26 protein-coding genes and 2 pseudogenes are annotated in these 25,482 nt (G+C 47.2%); 6 read left to right on the top strand and 22 right to left on the bottom strand.

Annotated elements, in window-relative coordinates; genetic code table 11:
* Positions 1-33: 33 nt before the first annotated feature.
* From BJJ97_RS12995 to tyrS, 11 genes and pseudogenes are all read right to left on the bottom strand, one after another.
* Positions 34-348 carry a CcdB family protein gene (locus BJJ97_RS12995; protein WP_095994208.1) on the bottom strand — a complete coding sequence of 105 codons (315 nt, stop codon included), beginning with the start codon at positions 346-348 and terminating at the stop codon, positions 34-36.
* 2 nt (positions 349-350) lie between these two features.
* Positions 351-587, bottom strand: coding sequence for a type II toxin-antitoxin system CcdA family antitoxin (locus BJJ97_RS12990; RefSeq protein ID WP_095994207.1), 237 nt, complete (start codon positions 585-587; stop codon positions 351-353).
* 73 nt (positions 588-660) lie between these two features.
* Positions 661-1,593, bottom strand: a pseudogene (locus BJJ97_RS12985) (ArdC family protein); the annotation flags it as partial.
* A 634-nt stretch (positions 1,594-2,227) separates the two neighbouring features.
* Positions 2,228-3,523: a hypothetical protein gene (locus BJJ97_RS12980; protein WP_095994206.1), complete on the bottom strand. Its 1,296-nt coding sequence runs from the start codon at positions 3,521-3,523 to the stop codon at positions 2,228-2,230.
* A 172-nt stretch (positions 3,524-3,695) separates the two neighbouring features.
* Positions 3,696-3,878, bottom strand: a complete 183-nt coding sequence (locus BJJ97_RS12975; RefSeq protein WP_227003523.1) for a hypothetical protein — start codon at positions 3,876-3,878, stop codon at positions 3,696-3,698.
* Between the two features lie 174 nt (positions 3,879-4,052).
* Entirely contained in the window at positions 4,053-5,993 is a 1,941-nt protein-coding gene (locus BJJ97_RS12970) for an ATP-binding protein (RefSeq protein ID WP_095994205.1), read from the bottom strand.
* Positions 5,990-6,457: a hypothetical protein gene (locus tag BJJ97_RS12965; protein ID WP_095994204.1), complete on the bottom strand. Its 468-nt coding sequence runs from the start codon at positions 6,455-6,457 to the stop codon at positions 5,990-5,992. Before BJJ97_RS12965 ends, BJJ97_RS12970 begins: the two co-directional genes overlap by 4 nt.
* Positions 6,458-6,465: 8 nt before the next feature.
* Entirely contained in the window at positions 6,466-7,635 is a 1,170-nt protein-coding gene (locus BJJ97_RS12960; RefSeq protein WP_095994203.1) for an ABC-three component system protein, read from the bottom strand.
* A 354-nt stretch (positions 7,636-7,989) separates the two neighbouring features.
* Positions 7,990-8,310: pseudogene (locus BJJ97_RS12955) on the bottom strand (integrase core domain-containing protein); the annotation flags it as partial.
* 509 nt (positions 8,311-8,819) lie between these two features.
* On the bottom strand, positions 8,820-9,710 hold the full coding sequence (locus BJJ97_RS12950; RefSeq protein ID WP_095994202.1) for an oxidoreductase: 891 nt from the start codon (positions 9,708-9,710) through the stop codon (positions 8,820-8,822).
* 124 nt (positions 9,711-9,834) lie between these two features.
* Positions 9,835-11,037, bottom strand: coding sequence for a tyrosine--tRNA ligase (tyrS, locus tag BJJ97_RS12945; protein WP_095994201.1), 1,203 nt, complete (start codon positions 11,035-11,037; stop codon positions 9,835-9,837).
* Positions 11,038-11,342: 305 nt separating this feature from the next.
* On the opposite strand from tyrS, the gene BJJ97_RS12940 reads away from it, so the two are divergent.
* Positions 11,343-11,687, top strand: coding sequence for a gamma-glutamylcyclotransferase family protein (locus tag BJJ97_RS12940; protein ID WP_095994200.1), 345 nt, complete (start codon positions 11,343-11,345; stop codon positions 11,685-11,687).
* Positions 11,688-11,860: 173 nt separating this feature from the next.
* On the opposite strand, the gene BJJ97_RS12935 is transcribed toward BJJ97_RS12940, so the two are convergent.
* Complete coding sequence (locus BJJ97_RS12935) at positions 11,861-12,106, bottom strand: YmjA family protein (RefSeq protein WP_095994199.1); 246 nt, start codon at positions 12,104-12,106, stop codon at positions 11,861-11,863.
* 453 nt (positions 12,107-12,559) lie between these two features.
* Here BJJ97_RS12935 and BJJ97_RS12930 point away from each other — a divergent pair, with 453 nt between their 5' ends.
* Together BJJ97_RS12930 and BJJ97_RS12925 are read left to right on the top strand one after the other, a co-directional pair.
* Positions 12,560-13,537, top strand: a complete 978-nt coding sequence (locus tag BJJ97_RS12930) for a DUF1852 domain-containing protein (RefSeq protein ID WP_095994198.1) — start codon at positions 12,560-12,562, stop codon at positions 13,535-13,537.
* 30 nt (positions 13,538-13,567) lie between these two features.
* Positions 13,568-14,599 (top strand): methionine synthase, encoded by a 1,032-nt coding sequence (locus BJJ97_RS12925; RefSeq protein WP_039484394.1) that lies wholly within the window; start codon positions 13,568-13,570, stop codon positions 14,597-14,599.
* Between the two features lie 115 nt (positions 14,600-14,714).
* On the opposite strand, the gene BJJ97_RS12920 is transcribed toward BJJ97_RS12925, so the two are convergent.
* The 5 genes from BJJ97_RS12920 to BJJ97_RS12900 form a co-directional block, all read right to left on the bottom strand.
* On the bottom strand, positions 14,715-15,254 hold the full coding sequence (locus BJJ97_RS12920) for a DUF2058 domain-containing protein (RefSeq protein ID WP_095994197.1): 540 nt from the start codon (positions 15,252-15,254) through the stop codon (positions 14,715-14,717).
* Positions 15,255-15,629: 375 nt separating this feature from the next.
* Positions 15,630-16,112 (bottom strand): cold-shock protein, encoded by a 483-nt coding sequence (locus BJJ97_RS12915; protein ID WP_039484390.1) that lies wholly within the window; start codon positions 16,110-16,112, stop codon positions 15,630-15,632.
* A gap of 420 nt (positions 16,113-16,532) precedes the next feature.
* Positions 16,533-17,495 (bottom strand): helix-turn-helix domain-containing protein, encoded by a 963-nt coding sequence (locus BJJ97_RS12910; RefSeq protein ID WP_095994196.1) that lies wholly within the window; start codon positions 17,493-17,495, stop codon positions 16,533-16,535.
* A 420-nt stretch (positions 17,496-17,915) separates the two neighbouring features.
* Complete coding sequence (locus BJJ97_RS12905) at positions 17,916-19,352, bottom strand: glycoside hydrolase family 1 protein (protein ID WP_095994195.1); 1,437 nt, start codon at positions 19,350-19,352, stop codon at positions 17,916-17,918.
* A gap of 195 nt (positions 19,353-19,547) precedes the next feature.
* Positions 19,548-20,003 (bottom strand): helix-turn-helix domain-containing protein, encoded by a 456-nt coding sequence (locus BJJ97_RS12900; protein ID WP_095995371.1) that lies wholly within the window; start codon positions 20,001-20,003, stop codon positions 19,548-19,550.
* Positions 20,004-20,069: 66 nt separating this feature from the next.
* On the opposite strand from BJJ97_RS12900, the gene BJJ97_RS12895 reads away from it, so the two are divergent.
* Positions 20,070-21,305: an MFS transporter gene (locus BJJ97_RS12895; protein ID WP_095994194.1), complete on the top strand. Its 1,236-nt coding sequence runs from the start codon at positions 20,070-20,072 to the stop codon at positions 21,303-21,305.
* Between the two features lie 49 nt (positions 21,306-21,354).
* Here the strand turns inward: BJJ97_RS12895 and BJJ97_RS12890 are convergent, their stop codons facing one another.
* Positions 21,355-21,990: an NAD(P)-dependent oxidoreductase gene (locus BJJ97_RS12890; RefSeq protein ID WP_095994193.1), complete on the bottom strand. Its 636-nt coding sequence runs from the start codon at positions 21,988-21,990 to the stop codon at positions 21,355-21,357.
* 56 nt (positions 21,991-22,046) lie between these two features.
* A complete protein-coding gene (locus BJJ97_RS12885; protein ID WP_095994192.1) occupies positions 22,047-22,472 on the bottom strand; it encodes a DoxX family protein in 426 nt (141 codons plus the stop codon).
* Positions 22,473-22,561: 89 nt separating this feature from the next.
* Between BJJ97_RS12885 and BJJ97_RS12880 the strand changes: the two genes are divergently transcribed.
* On the top strand, positions 22,562-22,954 hold the full coding sequence (locus BJJ97_RS12880; RefSeq protein ID WP_095995370.1) for a winged helix-turn-helix transcriptional regulator: 393 nt from the start codon (positions 22,562-22,564) through the stop codon (positions 22,952-22,954).
* A gap of 15 nt (positions 22,955-22,969) precedes the next feature.
* On the opposite strand, the gene BJJ97_RS12875 is transcribed toward BJJ97_RS12880, so the two are convergent.
* Positions 22,970-23,308: an ArsR/SmtB family transcription factor gene (locus BJJ97_RS12875; RefSeq protein ID WP_095994191.1), complete on the bottom strand. Its 339-nt coding sequence runs from the start codon at positions 23,306-23,308 to the stop codon at positions 22,970-22,972.
* 52 nt (positions 23,309-23,360) lie between these two features.
* Between BJJ97_RS12875 and BJJ97_RS12870 the strand changes: the two genes are divergently transcribed.
* On the top strand, positions 23,361-24,365 hold the full coding sequence (locus BJJ97_RS12870) for a threonine ammonia-lyase (RefSeq protein ID WP_095994190.1): 1,005 nt from the start codon (positions 23,361-23,363) through the stop codon (positions 24,363-24,365).
* A 37-nt stretch (positions 24,366-24,402) separates the two neighbouring features.
* Here the strand turns inward: BJJ97_RS12870 and BJJ97_RS12865 are convergent, their stop codons facing one another.
* Together BJJ97_RS12865 and BJJ97_RS12860 are read right to left on the bottom strand one after the other, a co-directional pair.
* Positions 24,403-24,705 carry a helix-turn-helix domain-containing protein gene (locus BJJ97_RS12865; RefSeq protein ID WP_095994189.1) on the bottom strand — a complete coding sequence of 101 codons (303 nt, stop codon included), beginning with the start codon at positions 24,703-24,705 and terminating at the stop codon, positions 24,403-24,405.
* A gap of 4 nt (positions 24,706-24,709) precedes the next feature.
* Entirely contained in the window at positions 24,710-25,063 is a 354-nt protein-coding gene (locus BJJ97_RS12860; RefSeq protein WP_095994188.1) for a type II toxin-antitoxin system RelE/ParE family toxin, read from the bottom strand.
* Between the last annotated feature and the right edge of the window lie 419 nt (positions 25,064-25,482).

Here is a 25,482-nt window from a genome sequence, read left to right as displayed (position 1 = left end):
AGGCATACCTGTTTAACAGCATAGAAAGACACGTCAGAACCCGTCGATGAGGAAGTCTATTGCCGCCTTTACCTGAGTACGGTACTGCGACGCATCACAAAACACTGCACCCAGAGCCTGGAGAGGAATACTTGCCAGCTCGTGGGTCATTACGGCGTATTCTTTGCCGTCCGTCAGCCTGACGACGGGGACAAGGCGATCCGGTCGGCGGCCTGCCGGATACTTTTCAATAGGGAGCAATGGGATCACTATCCGACGATTCAATTGCCCAATAATATCGCTCGTGACATCGAGCAACAGCGGGTAAACGACGCTTTTCCCGGTATTACCGTATACTGTGAATTGCATGCTTAAAACATCCTGTATTCATCACTGAAACAGCCGTTTTCATCATGAAAACGATTTAATGCGTCGATAGCCTCCCTGTTTTCTTCCTGCCATTTTTTCGCTTCATGACGGCGAAGCTCCGCATCCAGTGCGGTTGACAGAATAGCACTCAGGTTCATACCCGCTTCACGCGCTCTTACTAGTAAGGCACGCTCTACTGTCATGGTCACGCTCTGCGTGTTGCGCTGTTTCGCGGTCATGGTTTCTCTCTTGTATGAAATACGTGTGAATTACACGGCACAATACACTTATCATAACACCAAAAACAGGCACTATTAGGTAACGATTCGCTTTTGAGGCGGTGCTGGCTGCTTTGAAAACATAGCGCTTGTCGTTTTTCAGCGCCTGGAGCCATGAGGCAATATAGCTTTCATGCTGCACCTCTCCGACAATCCCCAAATCCGCCATCAGAAAAGCACTTCCCAGCTCCGCCACTAATTCCTCCTCCGCATAATCTGCACTGTAAAATTTCCCTTTCATTTCAAGGTTAAGTCGTTTTTTACCACCGCTCCAGTGAACCAACTCATGCAGTCCGGTAGCGTAGAAATTAGCTGCATCTGAAAACAGATGGCGCTCTGGTAACCAGACTTCATCGGTTGAGGGTCTGAAAAAGGCGTTTTGTCCTTTCTCAATGATGTTTGCGCCGCTCTTCTGGAACAGATTTTCAGCCTCCGGCAACGGGTCAAAGGTTGCTTCTGGGCTGACTGTTTCAGTTGTCAGCGGAAGGCCATCAATTTGTTCAACATTGAACACATTGAAGGTTTTCAGCATCGGGATCTGGTTGATGTCACCGTCTTCGTTTTCTTTCTCTAAGGTTGTGTAGAAAATGGCTGTCGTGCCGTGTTCACCTTTTCGAACCTGCCCACCTACTGCCTGCGCCTGTTTGTAGGTCATCCAACGTGAATCACCGAAGCCCTGTTCTGACGCACTGCACCACAACAGCATGATATTCATTCTGCTATACGCGATACCGGTTGCGAAATTGGAAGGCAACCCAGACATGCCCGGCACTCGTTGCCAAGGGCAAGACCACGGTTTTACACCGGCTTCAAGCGCTGCAATGATGTTGTTGGTGACAGCCTGATAAATATCGGTTTTGGCTTTAGAAAATTTCGTTTTTGAGGAGCCTGACTGCTCCAGCGGGGATACGCTGGTCGCCGCTGCGGCGTTAGGGGCGCTAGTCTGGGTATGCAGGGAAATCGTCATGGTTTTTTCTCCGTCAGTGGTGTGATTTTCGTCTTCGTATCGCCTGACGGTTCGCTTTCCCCGCATCGCTCCGGCACGCAAGGGCGCAGCATGCGTGCCATTTACCCTTGCGGGACGAGTTGTGTTGGGAAACGATTAGCCGGAAGCTGATACGAGGAACGAAAAACACGCGGGAGAAAAAACTGACCTTGCATAGCCGGGCGTAGCGCCCCTTGCTCTGCAACGGTGAAATGGGTTTGGAAGTTGAATTTGGCGGTGTTATTTTGATAAATAAGGGATGTTGTCGGTACAATTATCAGGCGTTCTTGATGTAACCAGATTACCAACGCCTCATTGCTCTATCACTCAGGTCGTTTATTGTATCGTTTTTGCTCTGGCGACGTGTAAAACAGTCGTGTTCATGTTTTGACAAAGCCAGATACTGCGAACGCCTCCAGGACTAATATCCATACCGTACCAGCCTTCATTTTTAGGGCGACTTATTGTTGATCCAGATGGGGATACGCAATAGAAAATTGCACGATCGTATTCTCAATGCTGATCACTGTGTAATTTTGTGCCTCAGATTAGACGTCTATTGCTGTTTAAGTCCGTTGCTTCTGCAAGCCCACTTTTCATTGAAATAAGGCAGACACTACTCTGGTACTAGTCTTTCTGCCGGAGTTCGCCACTTCAGTAGACACTCAACCACAGAATCCTCCGATAAGAGCTGGCGAACCAGTTGCAGGCGTTCCATTGCCTGTGCCTTTTGTTGCTCATCAAGCATTGCCGCATCTGACTCTGCTTCATGCAAAAACTGCTCCATTTGTTTGTCTTCAGCCCACCGGGCCATTATGGACTTCAACTCGGTACGACTGGCGTTGTACGCTTCCTCTTCCCGACGCATCCGCTCCTTTTCCAAATATATGACGTGTTCCCGTTCACGCTGAATGCGCCACTCCTCGGCTTTGATTTTGGCATCTTCTAACTGCTTTGAAATTAGCGGAACAGCTTCCTGTATCGCCGAAATCATCTTAGGAATTTGGCTAATCAACCCACACTGTTTTGTTTGCCGAAACTGAACCAGCCATTCTGCGGAAGAATAAGGCGAGTAAAGTTGCAATAGAAACCGCCCGGTGGGCAGCGTATGCTTCGCCACATGTAGAAAAGGATCGCTATTTTTCCCACGTAGCCATTTCCCCACCTGTTCGTCATAAACATAGCGATTTTTGATTTTCTTCGCAGGAACATATTCTGTCATTTCGGCAAGGTTAAACGCGAAGAATATATCCCCGACACAAATAATACTTGGTGTATAAGGGCGCCATAAATTGTCCCAGCGATATCCCCCCGCTTTTGGCTCTTCCTTAATATCAATATCCGCACGATCCAGCCTTTCTCCCTGAGCATCCAGTGTTACCCGGTAGCCTTGTTTCCCCAAAGCATCAAAAAATCGACTCAGGAACTTTATTGCGCTATCAAACCCCGTATCAGAAACATTGAGATCCAGTAATTTCTTTTTTGCAGGTTTATAATAGCCATCTTCTGTAACCGAGGAGACTGGCAGATACGTTTTGAGATCATTTATTAATCCATAGCCATTACCCGTAATAGAAACTTGCTTTCGGATTATTAGAGACGCTGGTTTTGATTCTATAATGGCTGGGGGACGCACTGTTGGGCTGTCATTCTCATGTACCTTTACCGTCTTACATTTTTTCAGAGCAGGCAGTCTGGGAATTGCAGGTGCAGTCCCTGTCGTTACCGCTTTCCAGTAACCGGCAAGCGGTCTGGGGATACACAGATCGCTGCATCGTTTGGCCAGTAGTTCGACGCTGATGCCATAGAGAACAGCTATACGTTCCGCAGGTTCGCGCCAAACCAGATGGTACAGGGTTTCCCGATCCTTAGGCAAAGTCTGTACGGCATTGTGTGGATTAATATCTGACATTGCGTCTCCTTTCTTTGGATGATATTACAGGACTCTTTGCCTATTGGTGTTCGATAAATCGGGTTTTGCGCATAGCGATCTCCTTAACGGGATATAATCAGTATGTCGGAAGATCTCTAAAAGTGAATGGTTCGGTTTAGCGGGATACTTACATAGCCTGCAGGGGGAATTTTCAGTTATTTGACCGATGCCCAATCTCGATCATTTTAGCCACAATCCTGTCCAGTTCCTCATTACTCAGCGCCAACTGGGCCGCCATGTAGAAGAGGATGTGTGGTGACATTGCGCGCGGGTTCTCGCCGCCGGTGTATTTACGCCACTGGCTATTGCTGGCCACGCCAGCAAGATCCGCCATCCGCGTACCAGTATAGGCAAGGCTCTCTTTTCAGCTCGTAACATCGGGATATCTGGAGCACAGCGGCTGCGCGAGTTTGGTTGCGCTGTTGACTCCGTAAGGCGAATGGATGACCCTATTATCTCGCGAAAGAGCCCCCGGGAATGATTAAAAATAAATCACTTTGCGCCCCTACTAGTAATCATTAATCAACCCCTTCTCAAACTCCCCACCGTTCTTGCTGAATCTTTTCACCAAGTGATAATCTCCTCCTTCTTCTAGAACTGGCGGCAAGTCATTGTCAACAACAATGATTTGGAAGCGCCTATTTCCTGCTCGAGCCTTGCTCACCAAACCAAGGAGTTGCTTAAATATATTGTTGTAGAGGACTGGGTCTGAGAGGGCTGAGTCATCATCCTTTCTTCCTCTTCGTCCGATATTTTGACCAGGTGTGTCTACCATCAGGAAAGTAGGGAGATTTCCGGCAGTAGAGAGTAAATACTCCATCCTAGATACAAATCCTCCGATAGATGTGATGGTTCTTACGCCGCCGGAAGTTGTGTTGTAATAACTTATATCGCGAAAGTGAGGAATGAATTTATCATTTACATATACTTCATGTACGTTTTGAAGTCCGCTATTGGAAATGTATTTTTTAAATATGCCGCTCAAGCTAGACACTACATCATCAAGTCCCGTGAGTCCGTCTTCCACCGATTTTATATTGCGCTTTAGTGCAAAAATGACTGAGTTTTTATCGTGAATTCCTTTTGATATATCAGAATATTTGTTGTTGATCGCCAAGTCTCTTTTGGCCGAAGCGATGCTAACCTTTACCTCGACCTTTGCACGTTCAAGCGCTTCGATAGAGGATAAAAGAGCAGATATGTTCTCTATGTTAAATTTGTCGAAGTCAACAGTTAACGTGCCTAGTCTCTTTGATACCTCAGTTTCTTTGCCCATAAGCTCTATCTTTTTAGACCAAATACTTTCTAGTGCTACGTGCACTCCAGCAAGTCTATTCTTAATCGACTTTATTTCTGCTTCTATATCGCTATCACTAAGTTGAGGGGACGCTAAGCTGATCTCACTAGAGCAAAGTGGGCAAGGAAGGGTAGTATCTATAATGTTGCGATTAGATATAGAGGTTCTTGTAAGTTTGGATATATTTAGAGACTCCAGATCGCTCTGGTATGTATTCTTTAGGTTGGAAAAATTCTTATGTTGTTTCTCTGATTCTAGACGATCTGACTTCAAATGAGAAAGGCTTGATCTCATCTGCACGATTTCGCGCGCCATTTCAAGGGAAACAGCGCTGGAGAACTCATAGTCTGCCTTTAACTTTTCCGCACTTTGTTCCAGTTCGCTAAGGGCAAGCTCTTTTGAAGTGATAAGATTATCACTATCGCTCTGTCCTTTGGGGGTGATATTTACGTCACATAAAAATTTTGAGATGGTAGTTTCAGAAGCTTGCAGGTGGTGTAGAGCTTGTGTCTCCATCTGTAGCTCTTTGTTCAGCAGGGCTAACTTGTCGTCGTGAATGTTGTAAACAAACTTCTGAACTTCAATGTTTTTATTGAACACTGTGGGATTGCCGTAATTCAATAAGCTATCAGCGCCAACTTTTGTTTGTTTTAGGTACATTAATTTCATCAAGTCACGGAAACTGAGTCGATCAGAGTTTGCCTCATCACGGTACCGAGACTCTTTGATGCTTACTTTAGGAATCCCTAGAGCATCCAAAATAAAATCAGAAATCCAGCCGTCGGGAAGTGATTTTTGCGAGTCGGCAGATAAAAGCATTGGGTATGTCGTCAGGATTAATGAATAGGGAACTCGATATGCCTTCACAGGAGCCGATGAGTCTAAAATAGGCCGTTCGAAGGTGATTACATTACCGTTAAGGTCTACCTCTAAGTATGCGGTTCTACCTTTAGCCAAAATCTCACCATATGTGAGGGTGTCATTACTTCCTCCCAGGCAGTAATCAATCAGATTCAGAATACTGGATTTACCACAGTCCATGTCCCCCCAAATCAGATTTATACCATCTTCAAATGTTGCCTCATACGAGGTATCCATTCCGTGGATAACAATTTTATTCACAAAGATATAAGGGCTGTTTTCCGCATTCATTTGCTAAAAACTCCTTTATAAAGCACGCTGAGAGACTTGCTCACCAGCGGCTTGAGTAAGCCTATATTAATTTGCCAAGTGGGTGGGGCTATCATTGCTTCGGCAAACTTTTTATTAGTCGATGCGACGAGAAAATCATCTCCCTCGCGTGTAATTTCTAAGTAGCCTTCGCTTTCTAACACTAAAATACTTTTCAAAAAATCCTGATAATCCTGGAATGCGCCGTAGCCAATATTGCTTGAGTACAGAACTTCTTTATAAGGTGCCACCTTCGAAACTCGCTCAAATTTCACGAGAAACTCATGAAATGACTTTGGATTTCTTACCAAAAAATCGAAGAAAGCCGCTTTTTTGATGGATAAAATTTTCTCACCTTTTCTGTTAAATCCTAAAATGCTAACGATCAGCCAGCACCGATAAAGACGCACAAAAAACTCTTCGCGATAATCTATTATCGAAGACATGATGACCTCTACATTTTTGCCAAGATATCTTGGACTCCAATTTTGTCAGACCAAGTAACTTGGTTGGTTAGTTTGTTTGCCAATTGATGAAGTAGTCCCTTCTTGTGCATAAAGTTAATGTAGTTCACGCCACTAACAAGAACTTTAGAATCTTGCTCCAATAGTAGGTCATGTACTTTAGCAAAGACCTCGTTTGCCTCGAGCTTGCTAGAATGTGCGTTGTAGGATTGTTGGTATAGAGAAAGAACCTTCGTCTGCAGGTCTTGTAGAGTTATCCGGTCCTTTTTATCTGCAGCTTTAGTTATTATCTCTGCGTGAAAGAATGATCCTTTAGCGTCATCAATCCCTTTTTCACCTACGTCCGATAAGATCATTTTAATAACAAATATCTCTTTCTCGTATGAGTTTGATTCCGGTTGGAATACTGTTGTCGCTAACTCGGACATTGTAAAATCATAAGCTCGGCTTTTTAGGAATTTAGCTGCCTGAGCACAAACAAAATCATTAGGGTCAGATGGTTTGCAAATGGATATATGGTCATGATCAACCACAAATTTATCTGATTTTTTTACAGTAAACGGCAAAGCACTAACCTCGTCGACGCATTCATCATGCAGTGCAATATAGTACTGCGCTTTGGGGAGGCTCTCTTTTGTATCTATCCAAGCATTGTTTAGTGCATCGCTATACGCATTTAATGGCTGAAGCTCTTTGGCATTAAGATTGAATGAACCCAGCAAATATCCAGCAATAGATCCTTTGTGAGGTACTGCGAGAGATAGATAACCAATTGGCTCAGGTGTATCTCCTTTTTCATGGTTTAAAATATAGTCTTTAACGATCAGTCCTCCCAAGCTGTGAGCAATAAATATGACACTGTCATAGCTATTTAGATTGGTCCTGACATAGGTACTTAGCAGTTCACTAATTCGTCTAATGGGTTGGTTCTTCTTGACTTTCCCTGAGCCGAAACCGACTAAACCGAGCAGCCTAACCACCGTAGCAGAATCAAACAAACTGGCAATCTTCGTATAGTAATCAAATTCATAAAAATCATAAGCTTGATCGATTTCATAATCAGCACTTAGAAAGTCCGAAAAACTAACTCCGTTGTTATTCTTCCAAGTCCCTTCGCCTCCTGTGAACCCGTGTACAAAAACTACGCAACTTTTCTTCATGTTTACTCCGTGTCGCTAGGGAATTTCTCTAGGGGTAAATCTAACGATTAAGAAAAAATGGGTATATTTATTGTGTATTGGAAGTATTAAGCCCCTTTTTCCTCTTTATCTAAAGTAACTTACAAGCAATTCCAGCATACTTCAATTGTCAAAACACAAATTTCAGTTTCACAAAGGCTTCCCTTTGCGCGTAACCAAGTAAAACAGTTTTTTTGGTCCATTTAGAAGAAAAATGCTAGGCAAATGAATCATCGCCCAAGAGAGGTTCTGTTGTAAGTACACCCGTTTTAGTTTCACGCACCTTCTGCGATTTCTGGGGTTTTGACCTTGGCCCAAAATCAATGCAGTGCTGAACTAGAGATCTTCATCTTTCTTCCCGAGACTCCGGATGAATTCTGTCGGAGTCATGTTATTTAGCGAGGAATGAGTCCTTTCATGATTATATTCCATTCTCCACTGGTCGAGTTTTTCTTGCCCGTCCTCCAACGAAAGAAACCAGTGAATGTTAAGACACTCATCCCGCAGGCTACCGTTAAATGATTCAATAAATGCATTATCTGTCGGTTTTCCAGGCCAGGAGAAATCCATTGTCACGTTATTTTCATAGGCCCATTTATCCAAGTTTTTCGAGACAAACTCACTCCCGTTATCTGTCTGGATACGCTTTGGCAGGCGGTTACTATTGCATTCAGCCAGTCAGCGCTCTGTAATTTCCCGTGCTTCACTCGGCGTTCTGAACAGATAAAAATCCAGTATTTCTGTCCTGTACATACGGTTGAACCGTTCGATACCCTGAATCACTTAAAGTGTAACTCTCCGGGTTCGAATGACTATATATGGCACTGAGCCGAGAGTTAAACCTCTTTGGACACAGTTTCACATAGGATAGACATCTTCGACGTTCCCTCTAGCTACGCTTCATTTTCAGTGAGTACAATAGTAACGATCGCCCATGCCGCGGAAAGCTCAACCCAGATTCATGTAAACCACAACTATTGGTGGTCATTCTGGTGGTCTTGACAGAAAGCGAATTCAAGTTTAGCTTATTTATCAGCCGGTTACCAGCAAAGACGCTCCCAACCAGGAGCCAAATTTAGAAAATCCCGCTTAAGGCAACTTAAGCGGGATTTTTTGTTTTTATCACTTAATTCAATAAATTCATGTGAAAAGCATTCCGGTTCGCGTTAACCCGGTCCTTCACTGCCGGCCGCCAGCAGGGGAACCAGCACATCACTGATAGGAACGGGAATGCCGTGAGCGTGGCCGTAGCGCTGTATCACGCCGTTACGGATATCCCACTCCATCGGGCGATTGGCCTGACGGTCAGCGAGAATAGATGTGCCTAAATCGGCAGGCGCACGCTGAAAATTATCCACGATTTCCTGCGCAACCCCATCGTCCAGCACGGCCCCCTCGGCACGGGCGACAGTAAGACACTCGCGCAGATACGCCAGAGCCAGCGCTTTGATATCCTCACGCGAAAACATTCCGGCGCGGCGATTCGCTAGCACCATCAGGCCTGCGACCGCATTTTGCAGCAGTTTTCGCCATGCGACGGATAGAAAATCCGCAGACAGCTCAACCGCACAGCACGTGCCGTTCAGCGCATCAATCACCCGTTTTGCCTGTGGGACATCCGGCAACGTCAGACGCGGTTTGGCGCGCAGCCAGACTGAAGCATCCGGCTCGCGCTGAGCCGGAAACCAGACCACGGAAGGCAACACCGTTGCTCCATTGACCCAAGGTTCAAGCTGGGCTTTCTGCTCGACGCCGTTTTGCAGAGCGCAGACCACCGTATTTTCATCGCATAACGCACTCAGCCACCCGGCGCTGTCGACGTTTTGGGTGGTTTTCACCGCGACAAAAACCAGATTGAAAGGATGGTCGATCGCCGTCGGATCGCTTAACACCGGACCTGGTACAACAATTTCTCCCCCATCGTGACGCAAAAGTAACTTTGAATGTGCGGAACGCCCGCAAAGTAGCGGCGTGCGGCCCACTTCATGCAGTGCCGCAGCGATGGTCGTACCAATCGCACCAGGCCCAATCAGCGCAATAGCCGGATAGTCAGACATCGGTAGCTCTCCTGATTCGCTTAACCCATAATCAGTGCGCCGGCGACAATCACCACGCACGCCAGTATTTTTCTTAACGTCAACACTTCGCCGAAAAATCAATAACCGAGATAGATATCAGCCCCTATCTGACGATGAAGCGGTGATGTTTACCCAGCCAGAGAAGCATGCCGGGTTCTGGATTAATCATTGCCAGTTCATCCGTTTCTTTATGCGTATTGACCCGTACTGCTCCAGAGCGAATTAGCCTCCGCAGTTCAGAGCGGCTCATGTCGGCAAGCGCCTGACTACAAATATCAATCAGTGCCAGCGGTGCTTGCCCATCAACGATGAGTGGAAGATGGTCCTCTTCGGTGGGATTATGGCGCTGAAATACCCGCTCAAAATGTTTGCCAGCAGCATCAGCGGCCTCCGCGTCATGGTAGATACCCACTATCTGGTGTGCCAGATCCTTTTTAATAAGAATGGGATTTTTTCCCCGTTCCATCTGCTCTCTGACCTCAATGATATATTCTGCTGAAACATTCGTGGCCAGGCTGAAATAACTGATAATAAGCTGATCGGGTAACGACATGATCTTCCCATACATATCTTCAGGGCTATCCGTTAATGCGATGTAGTTCCCTTTCGATTTACTCATCTTATCTCTGCCGTCCAGTCCCTCAAGCAGAGGCATCGTGATGACCGACTGCCCCCCACTTCCGAAAGACTCCTGCAGCATTCGTCCTACCATGTTATTAAAGAGTTGATCCGTGCCACCAAGCTCAATGTCCGCGTTGATCATCACAGAGTCATAGCCTTGAAGGATCGGATACAGAAGCTCATGCAGATGGATAGGTGAAGATGCGGCATACCGCGTTTTAAAATCATCACGCTGCATCATTTGCGCTAGCGTGACGCGGGAAACCAGACCAAGAATTTCAGAAAAGGGCATTTTTCTAAACCAGTCCGAATTGCGACGAAGCTGTATATGCGAAGTATCAATAATTCGGCCGAGTTGATCGAGATAGGTCTGACTATTAAGAGCGATTTGCTTTTCACTTAATGGCGGGCGCAGCTTGTTACGGCCTGTTGGATCGCCAATAGAGGCAGTAAAGTCGCCAATGATAATGACAATATCGTGACCGGCATCCTGAAATTGTTTTAATTTGCGCAATACCACAGCGTGCCCGAGGTGAAGATCGGGTGCGGTAGGGTCAAACCCAAGCTTAATGATAAGCTTGCGATTCTCTTTTTCGGCCAGCTCAAGCTTCTTTTCAAGCCCATTAGAGGGCTCCATGATGGCAATGTTTGAAGCTAAGACGTCAATATTATTATTCGTTTTCATTGATATTCTCAGTTAAGTTAACAAACATTTAACGACTATTGGCGCGTATTTCTGTCAAACCAGAATGGTTGCCTATGCCGACCAACAGCATCCTCCCGCCAATCTTACCCCCGCGACTCAGGCAGTAATATTGACAAAGTCACGCAAAAAGTAGGGATATTCGATATTTTCGGCAATGTGGCTTTAAAGGATTGTTGGAGGTCAATACAAAATGGCAGAACCTGTTGCGAACCGCTTTATTAAACCCTAACGTGAGCATTATTCTTCACCCGTTGGGTATTCATTGTTTTGATTGACGAGGGAAAATGGAACGCTTGTTTGTCTACGGGACGCTGCGTCCGGGTCACGAAAATGCCTATATTCTGGAAAACATCGGTGGAGACTGGCTGCCGGGTTACGTGACTGGCACGTTTTATGAGCGTGGCTGGGGCGCTGCCGCGGATTTTCCGGGGATCGTGCTGGATGATCACGGGCTACGCGTCAACGGTTACCTGTTTTTGTCTACTAATCTTGAGGCGCATTGGCCAATGCTGGATGAGTTTGAAGACGGCTACGATCGCGTTGAGGTTGTGGTTACGACAGCGGAAGACCAGCAGGTTACGGCATGGGTTTATCAGTTACAGCCACAGACAGGCAAGTACGCGGGATAGATAAACGACGCTCCCAGCCCTAATCTGCCCCCGCAGAGACCACATTTAAAAATCCCGCGTCAGGAAACTGCGGCGGGATTTCTGTTTTTAGCATCTTATGACGGCCAGCCAAGACGGGAAACGGACACAACCACACTCACCTTGCATCCTTTTCAACATGCCCTCAACAAGCGTTATTCATTGCCCCATTGATTCAGGAACGTTGCGATCTCATCAATACGAAACTCGTCGATACCGGCTTTACTGGCCATCTCTTTCTGAGCCTCTTCACTGATCTCTTCGTTATTCATTAAGCGGGTGAGCAGCAGTTGGAAATAGTGCGCCAGAGCGTCACGTTCTGACTCGCTCACCGGCTTTGCCGATTCAGTCGAATACTCATCCGTGATGTCATAAAATTTAAGCGGTATTTCATTGTTCATCAGTCGTTCCCAAGGGTTAAGGTCTATGTCCGTTGATGCTTGCATCATCTGGCCTGAATAATACCATTTCTATGTCGTTTTTCTGTCATCCGTGTGGGACAAGGAGTCAGACGAGGACAGTGTAGCCTCTTAAACGCGAAAGGCAGTGTGAGCGTTTCCGTTTTAGCCTTACCATGAAGTTATGCAGCCAGCCACACCTAACCAATTGAATTTAAAATGTAAAAACCATGTAGCCGAGACCACTGCAACAACGCTACTCTAGGCCATACACCAAGTCATGAAGATGGCTCATGTCTATTGAAATTAAATCACTTTTACTCACGCAATGACTCTGGCATAAATTGTGCACTACTATAGACAAGATGAAACCTGCAAAATTATAAGACCTGAAAACCTTGGAAAAACAAGCAATAAATTCAGGTTTTATATCAAGAATTAGGATGCTAGATCGCGATGAATAAAAATTTTACCTTTACGATTAAGAACACGTGTTTCGATGAAAATTATAACCCCTCCGAAAACACGCGTATCACGACCAACTTTGCGAACCTGGCGAGAGGAAAGAACCGCCAAGAGAACTTGCGCAACGCCTTAACGATGATTGACAATCGTTTCAATTCTCTGGCGAGTTGGGATAACCCCAAAGGGGATCGTTATTCTGTCGAACTTGATATCATTTCCGTTGAGGTTGATATAGAAGGCAATGGCGACAGCTTCCCAGTTATTGAAATATTGAAAACCAATATTGTTGATAAAAAAACTAACGAGCGCATTGAAGGCATAGTAGGAAATAATTTCTCCTCCTACGTGCGAGATTATGATTTTAGCGTATTGCTGTCAGATCATAATAAGAATCACCCCGGATTTAGCACCCCCGATAGCTTTGGCGTCCTACATGGCAATCTATTTAAATGCTTCGTAAATTCAGATTGTTACAAAGAGAGCTTTAGTAAAGCGCCGGTTATATGCCTGAGTGTTTCAAGTAAAAACACCTATCATCGGACTGGAAATCAGCATCCTGTGTTAGGCGTCGAATACCAGCAAGATGAATATTCATTGACCGATCAATACTTCCATAAAATGGGATTGCAGGCTCGCTATTTTATGCCGCCAAATAGTGTCGCGCCTTTAGCTTTCTATTTTTCTGGTGACTTACTGAGTGATTACACGAATCTTGAGCTGATCAGTACCATCGCCACGATGGAGACTTTTCAAAAGATTTACCGACCTGAGATTTACAATGCGAACTCCGCAGCAGGCCAGTGTTATCAGCCAAGCCTGAATCATCAGGATCATTCATTCACTCAAATTGTTTACGATAGAGAAGAACGTAGCCTGTTGGCTATCGAGCAGGGAAAGTTTACTGAGAAAAACTTCATCAAACCATACCAAGCTATTCTTGAGCAATGGTCTGCTAATTACGTTCTTTGATTAACCAAACACACAAGGTCATCGATTATTATGAAAATATTGTTACCCACCTCCACTGCTGGCAGCTTACCGAAACCTTCTTGGCTGGCGCAGCCTGAGACCCTTTGGTCCCCTTGGAAATTGCAAGGCGAGGAACTGATTGAGGGCAAACAAGACGCGCTACGTTTGAGCCTCGCGGATCAACAGCAGGCAGGCATTGATATTGTCAGTGATGGTGAGCAAACGCGCCAACATTTTGTCACGACGTTTATTGAGCACCTCAGCGGTGTTGATTTCGAGAAACGTGAGATCGTTAAAATTCGTAATCGCTATGACGCGAGTGTGCCGACAGTCATTGGTGCGGTGGTTCGCCAAAAACCCGTTTTTGTTGAAGACGCCAAATTTTTACGTCAGCAAACCACAAAACCCATTAAATGGGCCCTGCCTGGTCCCATGACGATGATCGATACACTCTATGATAGCCACTATAAAAGTCGCGAAAAACTCGCCTGGGAATTCGCCAAAATTCTTAATCAAGAAGCCAAAGAGTTAGAGGCTGCGGGTGTCGACATTATCCAGTTTGATGAGCCCGCCTTTAATGTCTTTTTTGATGAGGTGAATGATTGGGGTATTGCCGCTTTAGAAAGAGCCGTTGAAGGGCTTAAATGTGAAACTGCGGTGCATATTTGCTACGGCTATGGCATCAAAGCCAATACCGACTGGAAAAAGACGCTGGGGTCCGAGTGGCGGCAATATGAAGAGATTTTCCCTAAGCTGCAAAAATCTGCTATCGATATCATTTCACTGGAATGTCAGAACTCTCGTGTTCCCATGGATCTGATTGAACTCATTCGCGGTAAAAAAGTGATGGTCGGTGCCATTGACGTGGCAACCAATACCATTGAGACACCAGAAGAAGTCGCCGATACGTTACGAAAAGCCCTTCAGTTTGTGGATGCCGACAAGCTCTATCCGTCCACCAACTGTGGCATGACTCCCTTATCTCGTCGCGTCGCAAGAGGCAAGCTCAATGCGTTAAGTGCGGGCGCGGAAATCGTCCGAAGAGAACTCTTGGCTAAATAACGTCGCCAAGTAGTCAATCACTTGAAGCGAGTTCAGTCCGAGTTGAGCGATACATAAGCCTTAATGAAAAGCCCGTAAGGGCTTTTCATCTATATACGCATCGGCAAAACGTTAATTACCACATCAAGTCATCAGGCACTTTAAAATCAGCGTACGGATCGTCTTCGTCTTGCTCTTCCTGACTCAACGCACTATTTAATACAATACTGCTCGCATCTCGCTGTGCAATTTTATCGGCTACGATCGCGGGAATAATCGCATATTCACTCTCGCCGTTTCCATCAACCACCAAACGAGCAATAGCAAGGCGACCGCTAATCAGCTGAGCCTGCGTCAGCTTATCCACAGTTATTTTTTTAATTAAATTATTATCTGTGAAGTTAAAACCAATATCGCCTTTTGAAATATTGATTCTATTCATTTCAATAAGCTGCTTCACCTGAGCTTTATACTCTTTAGATAAAGCTGCTTGTTTTTGTTGTTCGCTTAACTGTTTATCACGCTCAAGCTGTGCTTTTTTATTTTCTTCCACAGCCTCTCTTGCTTCACGAGCCTGAACGCGTGATTTTTTCGCCGTTCTTTGGACTTTGGCCATTTTTTTGCTGGTCACTAATCCCGCTTTTAGCATCTGCTCTTGTAAGGTGAGCTTTGTCATCTTCGTTCCTAAACCCGTTAAATAATATGTGGGATTATACCCTAAATAATTCGAGTTGCGTGAAGGCGGCAACCGAGCGAATCCCCAGGAGCTTACTCAGGTAAGTAACCGGGTGAGTAAGGACAAATCGGCTTAGCCGATTTGAACGCCGCTTGCGGCGGCCCTTTAGGGCGAGGCTCAATGATGAGCCGAGTATTGCCAACGCACAAGCAGCTTGAAGTATGACGGATATATACCTGTAATTTTTGAGGCTGCACTAGGTTGCAGAGGCAGATCGCTGTGTGGAGTGAGTTTGGAGGGGTCTGGCAGAAACAATGCCGAAATTCTGCTTATGAGTGGCGCAGAGATTTCGGCACAGGGTCAGTCCGAATGATTTCAGACCTTGAGCATTTTCACCGTGGCATCCACGTCGATCTCATCTTCCGAGAAGATTAACGTCGTTCCCTGGAAGGTAGTGATGGCCAGTTTTTTCAGGGAGCGCATGTCACCAGGTTGAGTAGCTGACTTCGGCCTGATGCTCCCCATCAGTGCGCCCACAGACAGCACCGTATTTTCTTTATCAATGCGAATATCAGCAGGTACTTCTTCGCTGTAAACCAGATAAGATTTGATCGACGTGAGCTTAATGCGCTCGCCCGCGATATAGATGTATTTGCTTTCCGGTACCACTTTCACAGCATAAGCTGACAACCCCTTGTTATTCGTCGTGGGTTCAAAAGTGACCGCCGCATCTTTCTTAATCAGATCAGGGTTGGCGACCTTAATCACATGAAAATAACGGTTATCGCCGTTTTCATCTTTGATAAATCCAAAGCCTTTATCTTTAAACCAGGTTGTGATCGTTCCGTTCATCGCCATTGTCGCCTACTTAATCGTTTATCTACTCAGTTTTTGCAGCGCGCAGTGTAAAGCACAATGCCTGTGCAGACTACGTCTTTGGGTTAAGTTTTGATGATAAATTTTTGGTCTGCGGGGGAGCACAGGCCAACGCTAAGATTAACTATAGCACTCAGGTTAAACGGCAGGCATTCAGACGGTGTTGACGGAAAGATATGTGACTTTTATTTTAAATATTAATGAATTACTAGCAAATACAGCCCACTAAGGGAACCACATCTAGAACGGCAGACACTGCAACGTATCTGCCTTTTCATTTTTATCGTCGTACAACCTTCCGATACAACTATTCGCTATTACCATTTTTGTTGGTAAACGTGATTTGATAGCATCTTGCCCAAATTGGTGTTCTTGGCACAAAAAAGTAGCCAATTGAATTATCTATTTTTCACCCAGATGAAACTCTGATTCGTCCAGACGAAACTCTTCGTCAATCCCAAGTTTCTTCATAATGACAGGCAAAACTTGATGGATGAGTCTCATTCCAACTAGTAGCTCATTCATATATATATCTGGGTGTATCCGAGATGAATTAAAACCGAGACTCTCTGCTTCTGCTTCATGCCCTAAAGCATCATGAGAGTTATAAATCATCCCCAATAGTTCAGCGCCTAAAGGAGCACCTGCACGAAATGCTTTTTCTTTAACAAAACTCAACCATTCTTCGTAATCTTTTATGATTCGAGATCTGAACACTCCGAATTTCGGTGCAAACTGTGGGTCTACGCTAATCTTGCAGGCTGCAAGTGACATAAGGCATGGCTCAATATTATCGGCTGGTGTATCGAAAAAGCTCAATTCTTCATCATTGATTAAGTGTTCGACATATGCGGCATAAAACCCATAAACATCATTGAGCGATTTGTAGATTTTATAAATGATCGAGGCATGAGGACTATTTTCGATCAAATCCCAGAATTCATTATCATCTGCTTCTTCATCTTGGTAATCGACATCTAACTCCTGAGGAAACACCTTCGGTATCGTTACACCCATTTCTCGAAGTACATAGAAAGTATTGCAACATAGTACTCCCATATCATCATTTAATGGCTCTGTAGAATATCCAGTCTCAGAGCTTTCATTTGCGCTATCAGCAAGATAGTGAATAAGCTTCTCCCATTTTGCGGCGCTATCAAGCGAACCAGCCCAAAGTACGAATTCTGGATCGTAATGCTTGATATTCACTATCGCCTGGAGCTTTTCTTCCATTTCCAGAGACATGTATTCACCTTTTTTCCATTTGCTAATTTGCGCAGGTGAAACTTTAAGACGTACGGCGAGTTCCTTCTGACTACAAGATAAGGTATCCAAAGCCAATTGTATGAAAGCATCACTCTTCATTTCAGTGCCCTTTTCAAATCAGATTAATTTAGTTAATCATGGAGGATAATTAGTAAATTTCATTTTAATGATATTTACTTAATTTACAATAATTTTAACTAAATACTGCGTTATGGGTACTTTCACTAGTGTTGCACTAGTTATCAACATCAGAAAATTCGAGCACTTAACTTAAAAGTAGCGGGATATCTTGTTTAAATTAAAGGTGTGGAATTTCAATAAAATGCAGAGAGTACAGAGTTTGGAGCTCTTCAGGACAGGCGAACTGCTGCTCGGCATAACATGTTTTCTCATGCAGAAAGATCTACTTTTAAGGAGGGTGCTCAAGAAACGCGACCTTACCTCAGCACTGAGCAACGGGAAAAGTCCGCATAAAAAACATTCCCGATGCCCATACCCTCAGCATCGGGAAATATCCATTTAACTAATATCACCACCGTTAGTAGCAATCACTTTCTGATACCAATGGAACGATTTCTTCTTATAGCGGTTGCCGCTGCCGGAAATCGTGTCATCCAGTTCGACGTAGATAAAGCCGTAGCGTTTGCTCATCTCGCCGGTAGACATGCTGACTAGATCGATGCAGCCCCACGGGGTATATCCCATCAGTTCGACGCCATCGGCAATCGCATCTGCCATTGCTTCGATGTGCTGACGCAGATAGTTGATGCGATAGTCATCAGCGATGTAGCGATCTTCATCCGGCTTATCCACTGCGCCCAAACCGTTTTCGACGATAAACAGCGGTTTTTCGTAGCGGTCATACAGTTGGTTGAGCGCAATGCGCAGCCCCACCGGATCAATTTCCCAACCCCACTCACTGGCTTCCAGGAACGGATTACGCGCCCCACCCAGCAGGTTGCCGTGGGCTGCCGCCGCATCCGGGTCAGTTTTGTAGGTGGTGGAAGACATGTAATAACTGAAGCCGATATAGTCAACAGTGTGCTGTTTAATCAGCTCCAGATCTCCCGGCTGAATATCCAGCGTGACGCCCAGCGACTGCCACAGGCTTTTCGCGTAGTAGGGATATTTCCCGCCCGCCTGCACGTCCGCACAGTAGAAGTTAAATGACTGCGTCTCTTTCAGCGCCGCCAACTGATTGATGGGGTTACAGTCATAGGCGTAGTTAGTGGCAAACAGGATCATGCAGCCGATCTGAATCTGCGGATTGGTCTCATGCGCAATTTTCACCGCCAGACTACTGGCGACAAACTGGTTATGCCACGCCTGAAATTTGGCCTGTGGCTCCAGCGCACCAGTTTGCACCGTAAGCCCCTGACTCATGATCGGGAAGTGCGCAGCACCGTTGATCTCGTTAAAGGTCATCCAGTACTTCACTTTATGGCCGAAGCGCTCCAGCACCGTACGAGAAAAACGCTCGAAGTGGCCGATTAACTCACGGTTTTTCCAGCCGCCAAAGACGGTGGCAAGATGCAGCGGCATCTCATAGTGAGAGATCGTAATCACGGGCTCAATGCCGTGAGCGATGCAGGTATCAATCACCTGTTCGTAATGACTCAGCCCCGCTTCGTTGGGCTCCAGCTCAACGCCGTTCGGGTAGATGCGCGTCCAGGCAATGGAGAAGCGATAGCATTTGAAGCCCATCTCGGCAAACAACGCAATATCTTCACGGAAGCGATGATAGTGATCGATGCCTTTATGGTTAGGATAGGTGTAGCGCTGCTCATCCAGCGTGAAGTCAAACGCGTCGGAAGCCACGATGTTTAAACGCGCTTTACCGCCGGGAATGGCGTCAACAATCGACAACCCTTTACCGTCAATATTGTAGGCCCCTTCGACCTGATTCGCGGCGGTAGCCCCACCCCACATAAAGCCGTGCGGAAATCTTTCGCTCATGGCACTTATCCTTTATCGATGATGATTATTTAATGTCGTGGGTCTGCCTGACGTTGACTTGATTCAGCGCGGCCCGAATGGCAGAAATTCTAGAGGAAAAGCGAGGGCATGAACAGAAATAAGAAACCGGTTGCATATCCGGTGCGCGCGGGTCTTCTCGCATAAGAAAATCCGCCACGGCCAGCGGATTACACGTTATTTCTTCGTCTTCTGAGGTACTTTTCTAGTGGCTGAATGGCTGGTTTTCTCACGGATCTGACCTCTTCGGTGTGTGGTCTCAACGAGCTTCCTGAACGTCGGACACTCCATATGCGATGGCGCAGAACAGTCGGCAACGTGCCGCAGCGTGTCGCGCAATATCTTCAACTCATGGATTTGCCGATCGATTTCATCGGCCTTCTTATGCAGCGCGATGCGGGGCAAATCCGGCATCCCATCCTTGTTAAACATGCCGGCGATTTCTTGCAGTGAGAACCCCGCCGATTTTCCCATCGTAATCAACCTGAGTTGCAGCAGCACATCGGCAGGAAACTGCCGCCGAAGCCCATGTCGGAATACCGAAGTTATTAGCCCAATTTCCTCGTAATAACGCAGCGCCGAAGGCTTGATTCCACTCTTCTCCGCGATTTCGCCTATATCCAGAAATTTCATGCTTGACCTCAAGTCGACTTTAATTTGTAGCATGCTCTGGAACCCACATTCTGACAAGGATAAAAAATGACAATTAACCAACCGGGCGAACCAGAGCAGGCTAAATCGGGGGTCACCCTCACACTGGCACTCGCAATATTGTCTGCCTCGCTAGGAACAAGTATTGCCAATATCGCCCTTCCGACGCTGACAGCAGTATTTTCTGCGCCCTTCGCGCAGGTGCAGGCCGTCGTCATCGCCTATCTTGCGGGCATGGCGCTTTCGGTTGTGATCGCGGGTCGCCTTGGCGATCGCTATGGACTGAAGCCCGTTTTCATTGCAGGTCTTGGACTTTTCGCCCTTGCTTCGCTGCTGTGTGCCATTGCCCCCCATCTGTGGCAACTTATCGCGGCAAGAGCACTTCAGGGGAGCGGTGCGGCCTTCCTGATGGCACTCGGCATGGCACTGCTGAGGCAGACGGCTGGGGAGAAGCATGTCGGTCGAGCGATGGGAATATTGGGAACGGTATCCGCACTGGGTACCGCACTTGGCCCTTCTGCTGGCGGCTTCCTGCTTGCGATCGCAGGATGGCGTAGCCTGTTCTGGATACAAATTCCGCTGGTCACGATCGTTCTGTTCATGGCTTTTACCCTACTGCCAGCCACGCCGGTGAAAGAAAAAGCTGCGCTATCAGGAGGATCGCCTTTGCGGAACACCACGCTGTGGCCGAATCTCACGATCAATGCGGCTGTCACCGCCATTATCATGACGACGTTAATCGTCGGCCCCTACTACCTTGGTCTGGGTCTTGGACTGAAGGAAACGCTGGTGGGACTGGTGATGGCGATTGGCCCTGCCGTTGCGACCTTTAGCGGGATTCCATCAGGGCGACTGGTCGATACCTGGGGATTTAAACGGGCTCTTACCGCCGGTCTCTCTCTTGTAGTAACTGGCACCTTCATGCTGGCGATCTTGCCCAATCTGCTCGGTGTCACGGGATACATTCTTGCCATTGTTGTCCTGACGCCCGGCTATCAGCTCTTTCAGGCGGCCAACAACACAGCTACCCTTGCCGAGGTTCTGGGAAACCAGCGCGGTACCGTCTCTGGTCTGCTTAACCTGTCGCGCAATATTGGGTTGATCGCCGGTGCCTCAATCATGGGACAGGTCTTCGCCCTGGGGGTCGGCACGGAAGATTTTACCCATGCCGCCCCCGCTTCCCTCGCGAATGGCATGCAGCTGACCTTCTTTCTGGCTGGAGGTATGGCGCTTGTTGCCATCGCATTTGCTTACCTGCCACGGTGGAAGCAGGTTGCCCAATAATCTGTGGGTCTGTTTTCAGGTTACAGGCACACACTAGTCTAGACGCATTTCATTTCGTGCTAATTCCCGGCGCCATGTTGATGAATTGATCATCCAGTAATTGATCGAACATAAACGTGGCTAATGCTTCACGGGATAACGTCATGGTGTGTTTGGTCTTGCCATAAAGCCCCACATTAAGGTGGCCCGATGCAGGATGGTTATTAAGAAAGGCGACGCGAACCAACGTCCACTCTAATTCCGAGGCGCGGATTGTTTTTGCGAGAGCAATAATGTCCTGATAAGCGCTCGCCATCATTATTTTGATCAACCATGCAGGAAACCGAATTTTCCAGTCCGAACCATCATCCGGGTCAGCCGCCGTTCCGGTCGATATCGCAATCAGGCGGGTGACATTTTCCTGTTTCATCACCGTAATAATGGATTGCATCGCTCGGGTAATCGGTAACGCGTTGGGGTGCTTCAACGCGGTTGGGCCAAGCGCGGACAACACGGCATCTGCGCCCTGAATCGCATTTTTCAGCGTGTCTTTGTCGGTCAATTCGCCGCGAATAACACGGACGTTTGGATCGTCAAATAAAGAACCTGTGCGCGCAAACACCGTCAGTTCTATTCCGCGCTTCAGGCCTTCGGAAATCAAATAACGCCCTGTTTTCCCCGTCGCACCAAACAGTGTCACTTTCATGTTGCTCCCTTATATCTTGATAAAATGTGAAAGGCCAAAAAGAGCGAAGCTTCAGATCAGTACGTACCCCCCTTCTCGCTACTCGTCAGATGGTGTTCTGTGTCGATATCGCCATAAGGCGAAGGGATCTCACGCGCAGCATTTTGGGTAGCAAAGGACGCTATCAACAATACGAGCCCTAGCCCTGCCGGTAAGGCACCGCCAGACTTACGTACGCCAATGTGCGCAATAGCCGAAAGAAGCAGATGAAAGAACATGCCCGCATAGGCCAGATCGCTGAGCGGCACGCTAATGCGAGAGAGGATGGTAGCGACAGCGAGGATCTTCACTGCGGTGAGGATCGGCACAAGATAACCGGGATAACCAAAGTTAATGATCGTCTGGCGGACCCACTCCCTTTTGGTGAGGTATATCGTCGCTGAGGCGATATACAGCAGTGACAACAGTGCGGTACTGATCCAGTAAATGTAGTGTGCTTGCATGACATTTCCTCAAGGGTGTTTTCCAACGTTGGTGCAGAATGTCTGCTAACATGAATTACCGCAAGTAGGATGAAATAGTGATGGTTAGTATGGAAAACAAGACTAATGGCAATCCTGAGATCAACATGCATGAGGAAATGCGCCGGGCATTTGGGCTGCTGGCAGGCAAGTGGAAGCTAGAAATTATGTGGCTGCTCAATCAACGGATTTATCGCTTCGGAGAGCTCCGAAAAGCGATCCCCGGCATTACGCAACACATGCTGACGGCCCAACTGCGCGAGCTAGAAACGGACGGTCTGGTATCTCGCACCGTTTTCGCGGAAGTCCCTCCACGCGTCGAGTATGAAATTACGGATAAGGCTCGCGGGCTTGGGCCGACCATGCAGGCGTTAACCGCATGGTGGATGGAATACGGCCAAACTGTGCCCGTCAAACCTGCTGCGCGGGGACGCACAGCCAGGCCAAAATCGCAGGAAAAGTAATACCTTGAGCGCCCCTTACTGCTGGCGAGAGGCAGTCTTGGCCAGTTCAGATAATACGGCGGTCGCCTCATCTAAACGCTCAGGGACGAGTTTGTAGAACACCCAATTTTTGATGCGTTTCGATGTGACAATCCCGGCTTTCGAGAGATATTGAAGATGGCCGGTGACGGTTGGCTGGCTCAGGCCGATCTTCTCAGTGATAAAACCGACACAGACCCCATCGTTAACCAGATCCCCGTCCTGCTGTTCTGGGAAGTGTGCACGGGGATCGGCCAGCCATTCCAGAATGATGAGCCGTTGCTCATTGCCGAGCGCTCGCAGCAAATCGGCCGTTGTCGTCACATGCTTGTTCATATAGCCAAATACCTATATAGTCGTTTCCATATACAGCTGAGTGGAGAATACTATGACAAGCAAACACCAAAGGGCAACCGACTCTGTAACGTTGAAGGATATTTACGCCGCCTCTCAGCAGATCAAGGGAACAATAAGCAGGACACCGCTGGATCATTCGCCACCGCTATCCGCCCTTGTTGGGGCGGAAATCCGACTCAAAATGGAAAACCTCCAGCAGACCGGTAGCTTTAAGCTTCGTGGTGCGGCAAACGTTCTTGCCAATCTGAATGCAGAACAGCGCCGCGCTGGCGTTATTGCCCCCACAGCAGGAAATCATGGATTAGGGCTCGCCTATGCCGGGCAGGTCGCGGGCATCCCCGTAACCATCTTTTTGCCACGCGCGGCAGACCCCATGAAGGTCGCAGCCATGAAAGGTTGTGGCGCGCATATTACGTTCTTTGATGATATCGAAGAAGCGAGGCAGGCGGCTATCGCAGCGGCGCAGCAGTCAGGAGCCACCTTCGTTTCTGCCTACGACAACCCGCATATGATTGCAGGCGGTGGCACTGTCGGTCTTGAAATCATGGAAGACTGGATGGATGCAGAGATTATTCTGGTGAACATCGGCGGCGGCGGGCTCATCTCAGGGATCGCAACAGCGGCCAAAGCAATCAACCCTGCTATCGAAGTGTGGGGCATACAAAGTGAAGCGAGCCCGACGTTCGCCCGCTGGAAAGAAGCAGGTGAAGCGATTCCCGTCGATCTGGCACCTTCAATCGCCGAGGGCGTGAGTGGCTATATAGAACCCAGCGCGATGACCTGGCCGCTGGTTCGCGATCGTGTCGATCGCGTGCTCACCGTCTCAGAAGACGAAATCAAAGCAGCGATGCTATCAATGCTCGATCTGCATCGCCATGTTGTCGAGCCTTCAGGGGTGCCTGCTGTCGCAGGCGCCATTCGCTACGCGCAGGAAATTGGCGGACGCAAAACCGTCTGCGTCATCACCGGCAGGAATATTTCGAGTTCACGCTATCTCACACTGCTTAATGACGCGGTAACCCGAGTGGAAAAATAGGGCAAGTCACCTCTTTGCTACCATACAAGATGGGGCGTTACAGCGTGAAGCCGTAGTGAGAGCCGTCCGGCAGTTCAACATCAAGACGTAGTTTACTGCCGGTCGCCTCAACATAGCGTTTGAGTGTGGAAAGTTTCAGATCGCGACCGGGTTTCTCCATTACCGCCACGGTCGGCTGTTTTAATCCAAGCACCTGCGCCATTTCCACTTGCGTTTTTTGCACCCTCTCACGCAGTTCGGCGAGGTGAATATTGAGTAACATGTCTGCCGCTATAGCGTGAGCATCAACGACGACGTCTGGTTTTTCATCCGTAAGAAGCTGTTCAAGCGTTCTGCCCATAGCATTACCCCTTCTTCTCTGATTTTTTCAGATACTTTGTGAATTCCCGATCAGCAAGCGCGATCATCTCATCATAAAAGCGCTTTTCATTGCCGGACTTATTCCCCGCACAGAGGAGAATCCCCGTGCGATGTGGGTTAAAGGCAAAAAATGCCCGTATTGGCATCCCTCGACTCTGAATACGCAATTCTTTCATGTTGCTATACCGGGAACCTTTGACCGTATCAGCATAAGGCCTGGATAACATTGGACCTTTTTCCCGTAACACGATAAGTGCTGCAAGCACATATGCGCGATCCCTATCGTTTAATGTGCTGAACCAGCTATCAAACACGTCCGTTGTTTCAATTTTCCACACTGGGCCACCTCTAATATAGCTCAAATGCTATATAGGTTAAAAGCTATAATGTGAATAATGACGTGATAACAAACGACATGCACCGACATAACTAAAGAAGCCGAAGCGGCATTCCAGATTTACGATGCAAGTGAAATGACATGCTGGCCTCATGCGAACAAAGTCGCACAATGCCGTGATATGTAGATTGGGTCGATGTGGCGATACAATCCGCTAAAATTCTGCGTCTTTTGCGCTAACGCTTTACCACTAGCAAGTAAATTCTGACGACGATCCGCATATTGATCAGCCCCCTCAGCAATGTGCGGATCTCGTGTTATATCAATATGCAGTAGAGATAGAACAGAACGGTATCAGCGAGCCGCGTGAGTTTGTTATGGTATTGACTTAACTCGCTCTCTTTTCATGCATAAGGAGTT

Source organism: Pectobacterium polaris (assembly GCF_002307355.1).
Classification (GTDB): Bacteria; Pseudomonadota; Gammaproteobacteria; order Enterobacterales; family Enterobacteriaceae; genus Pectobacterium; species Pectobacterium polare.
The sequence above is the reverse complement of the archived record's forward strand: the minus strand, read 5'-3'. Positions and strand labels throughout refer to the sequence as shown.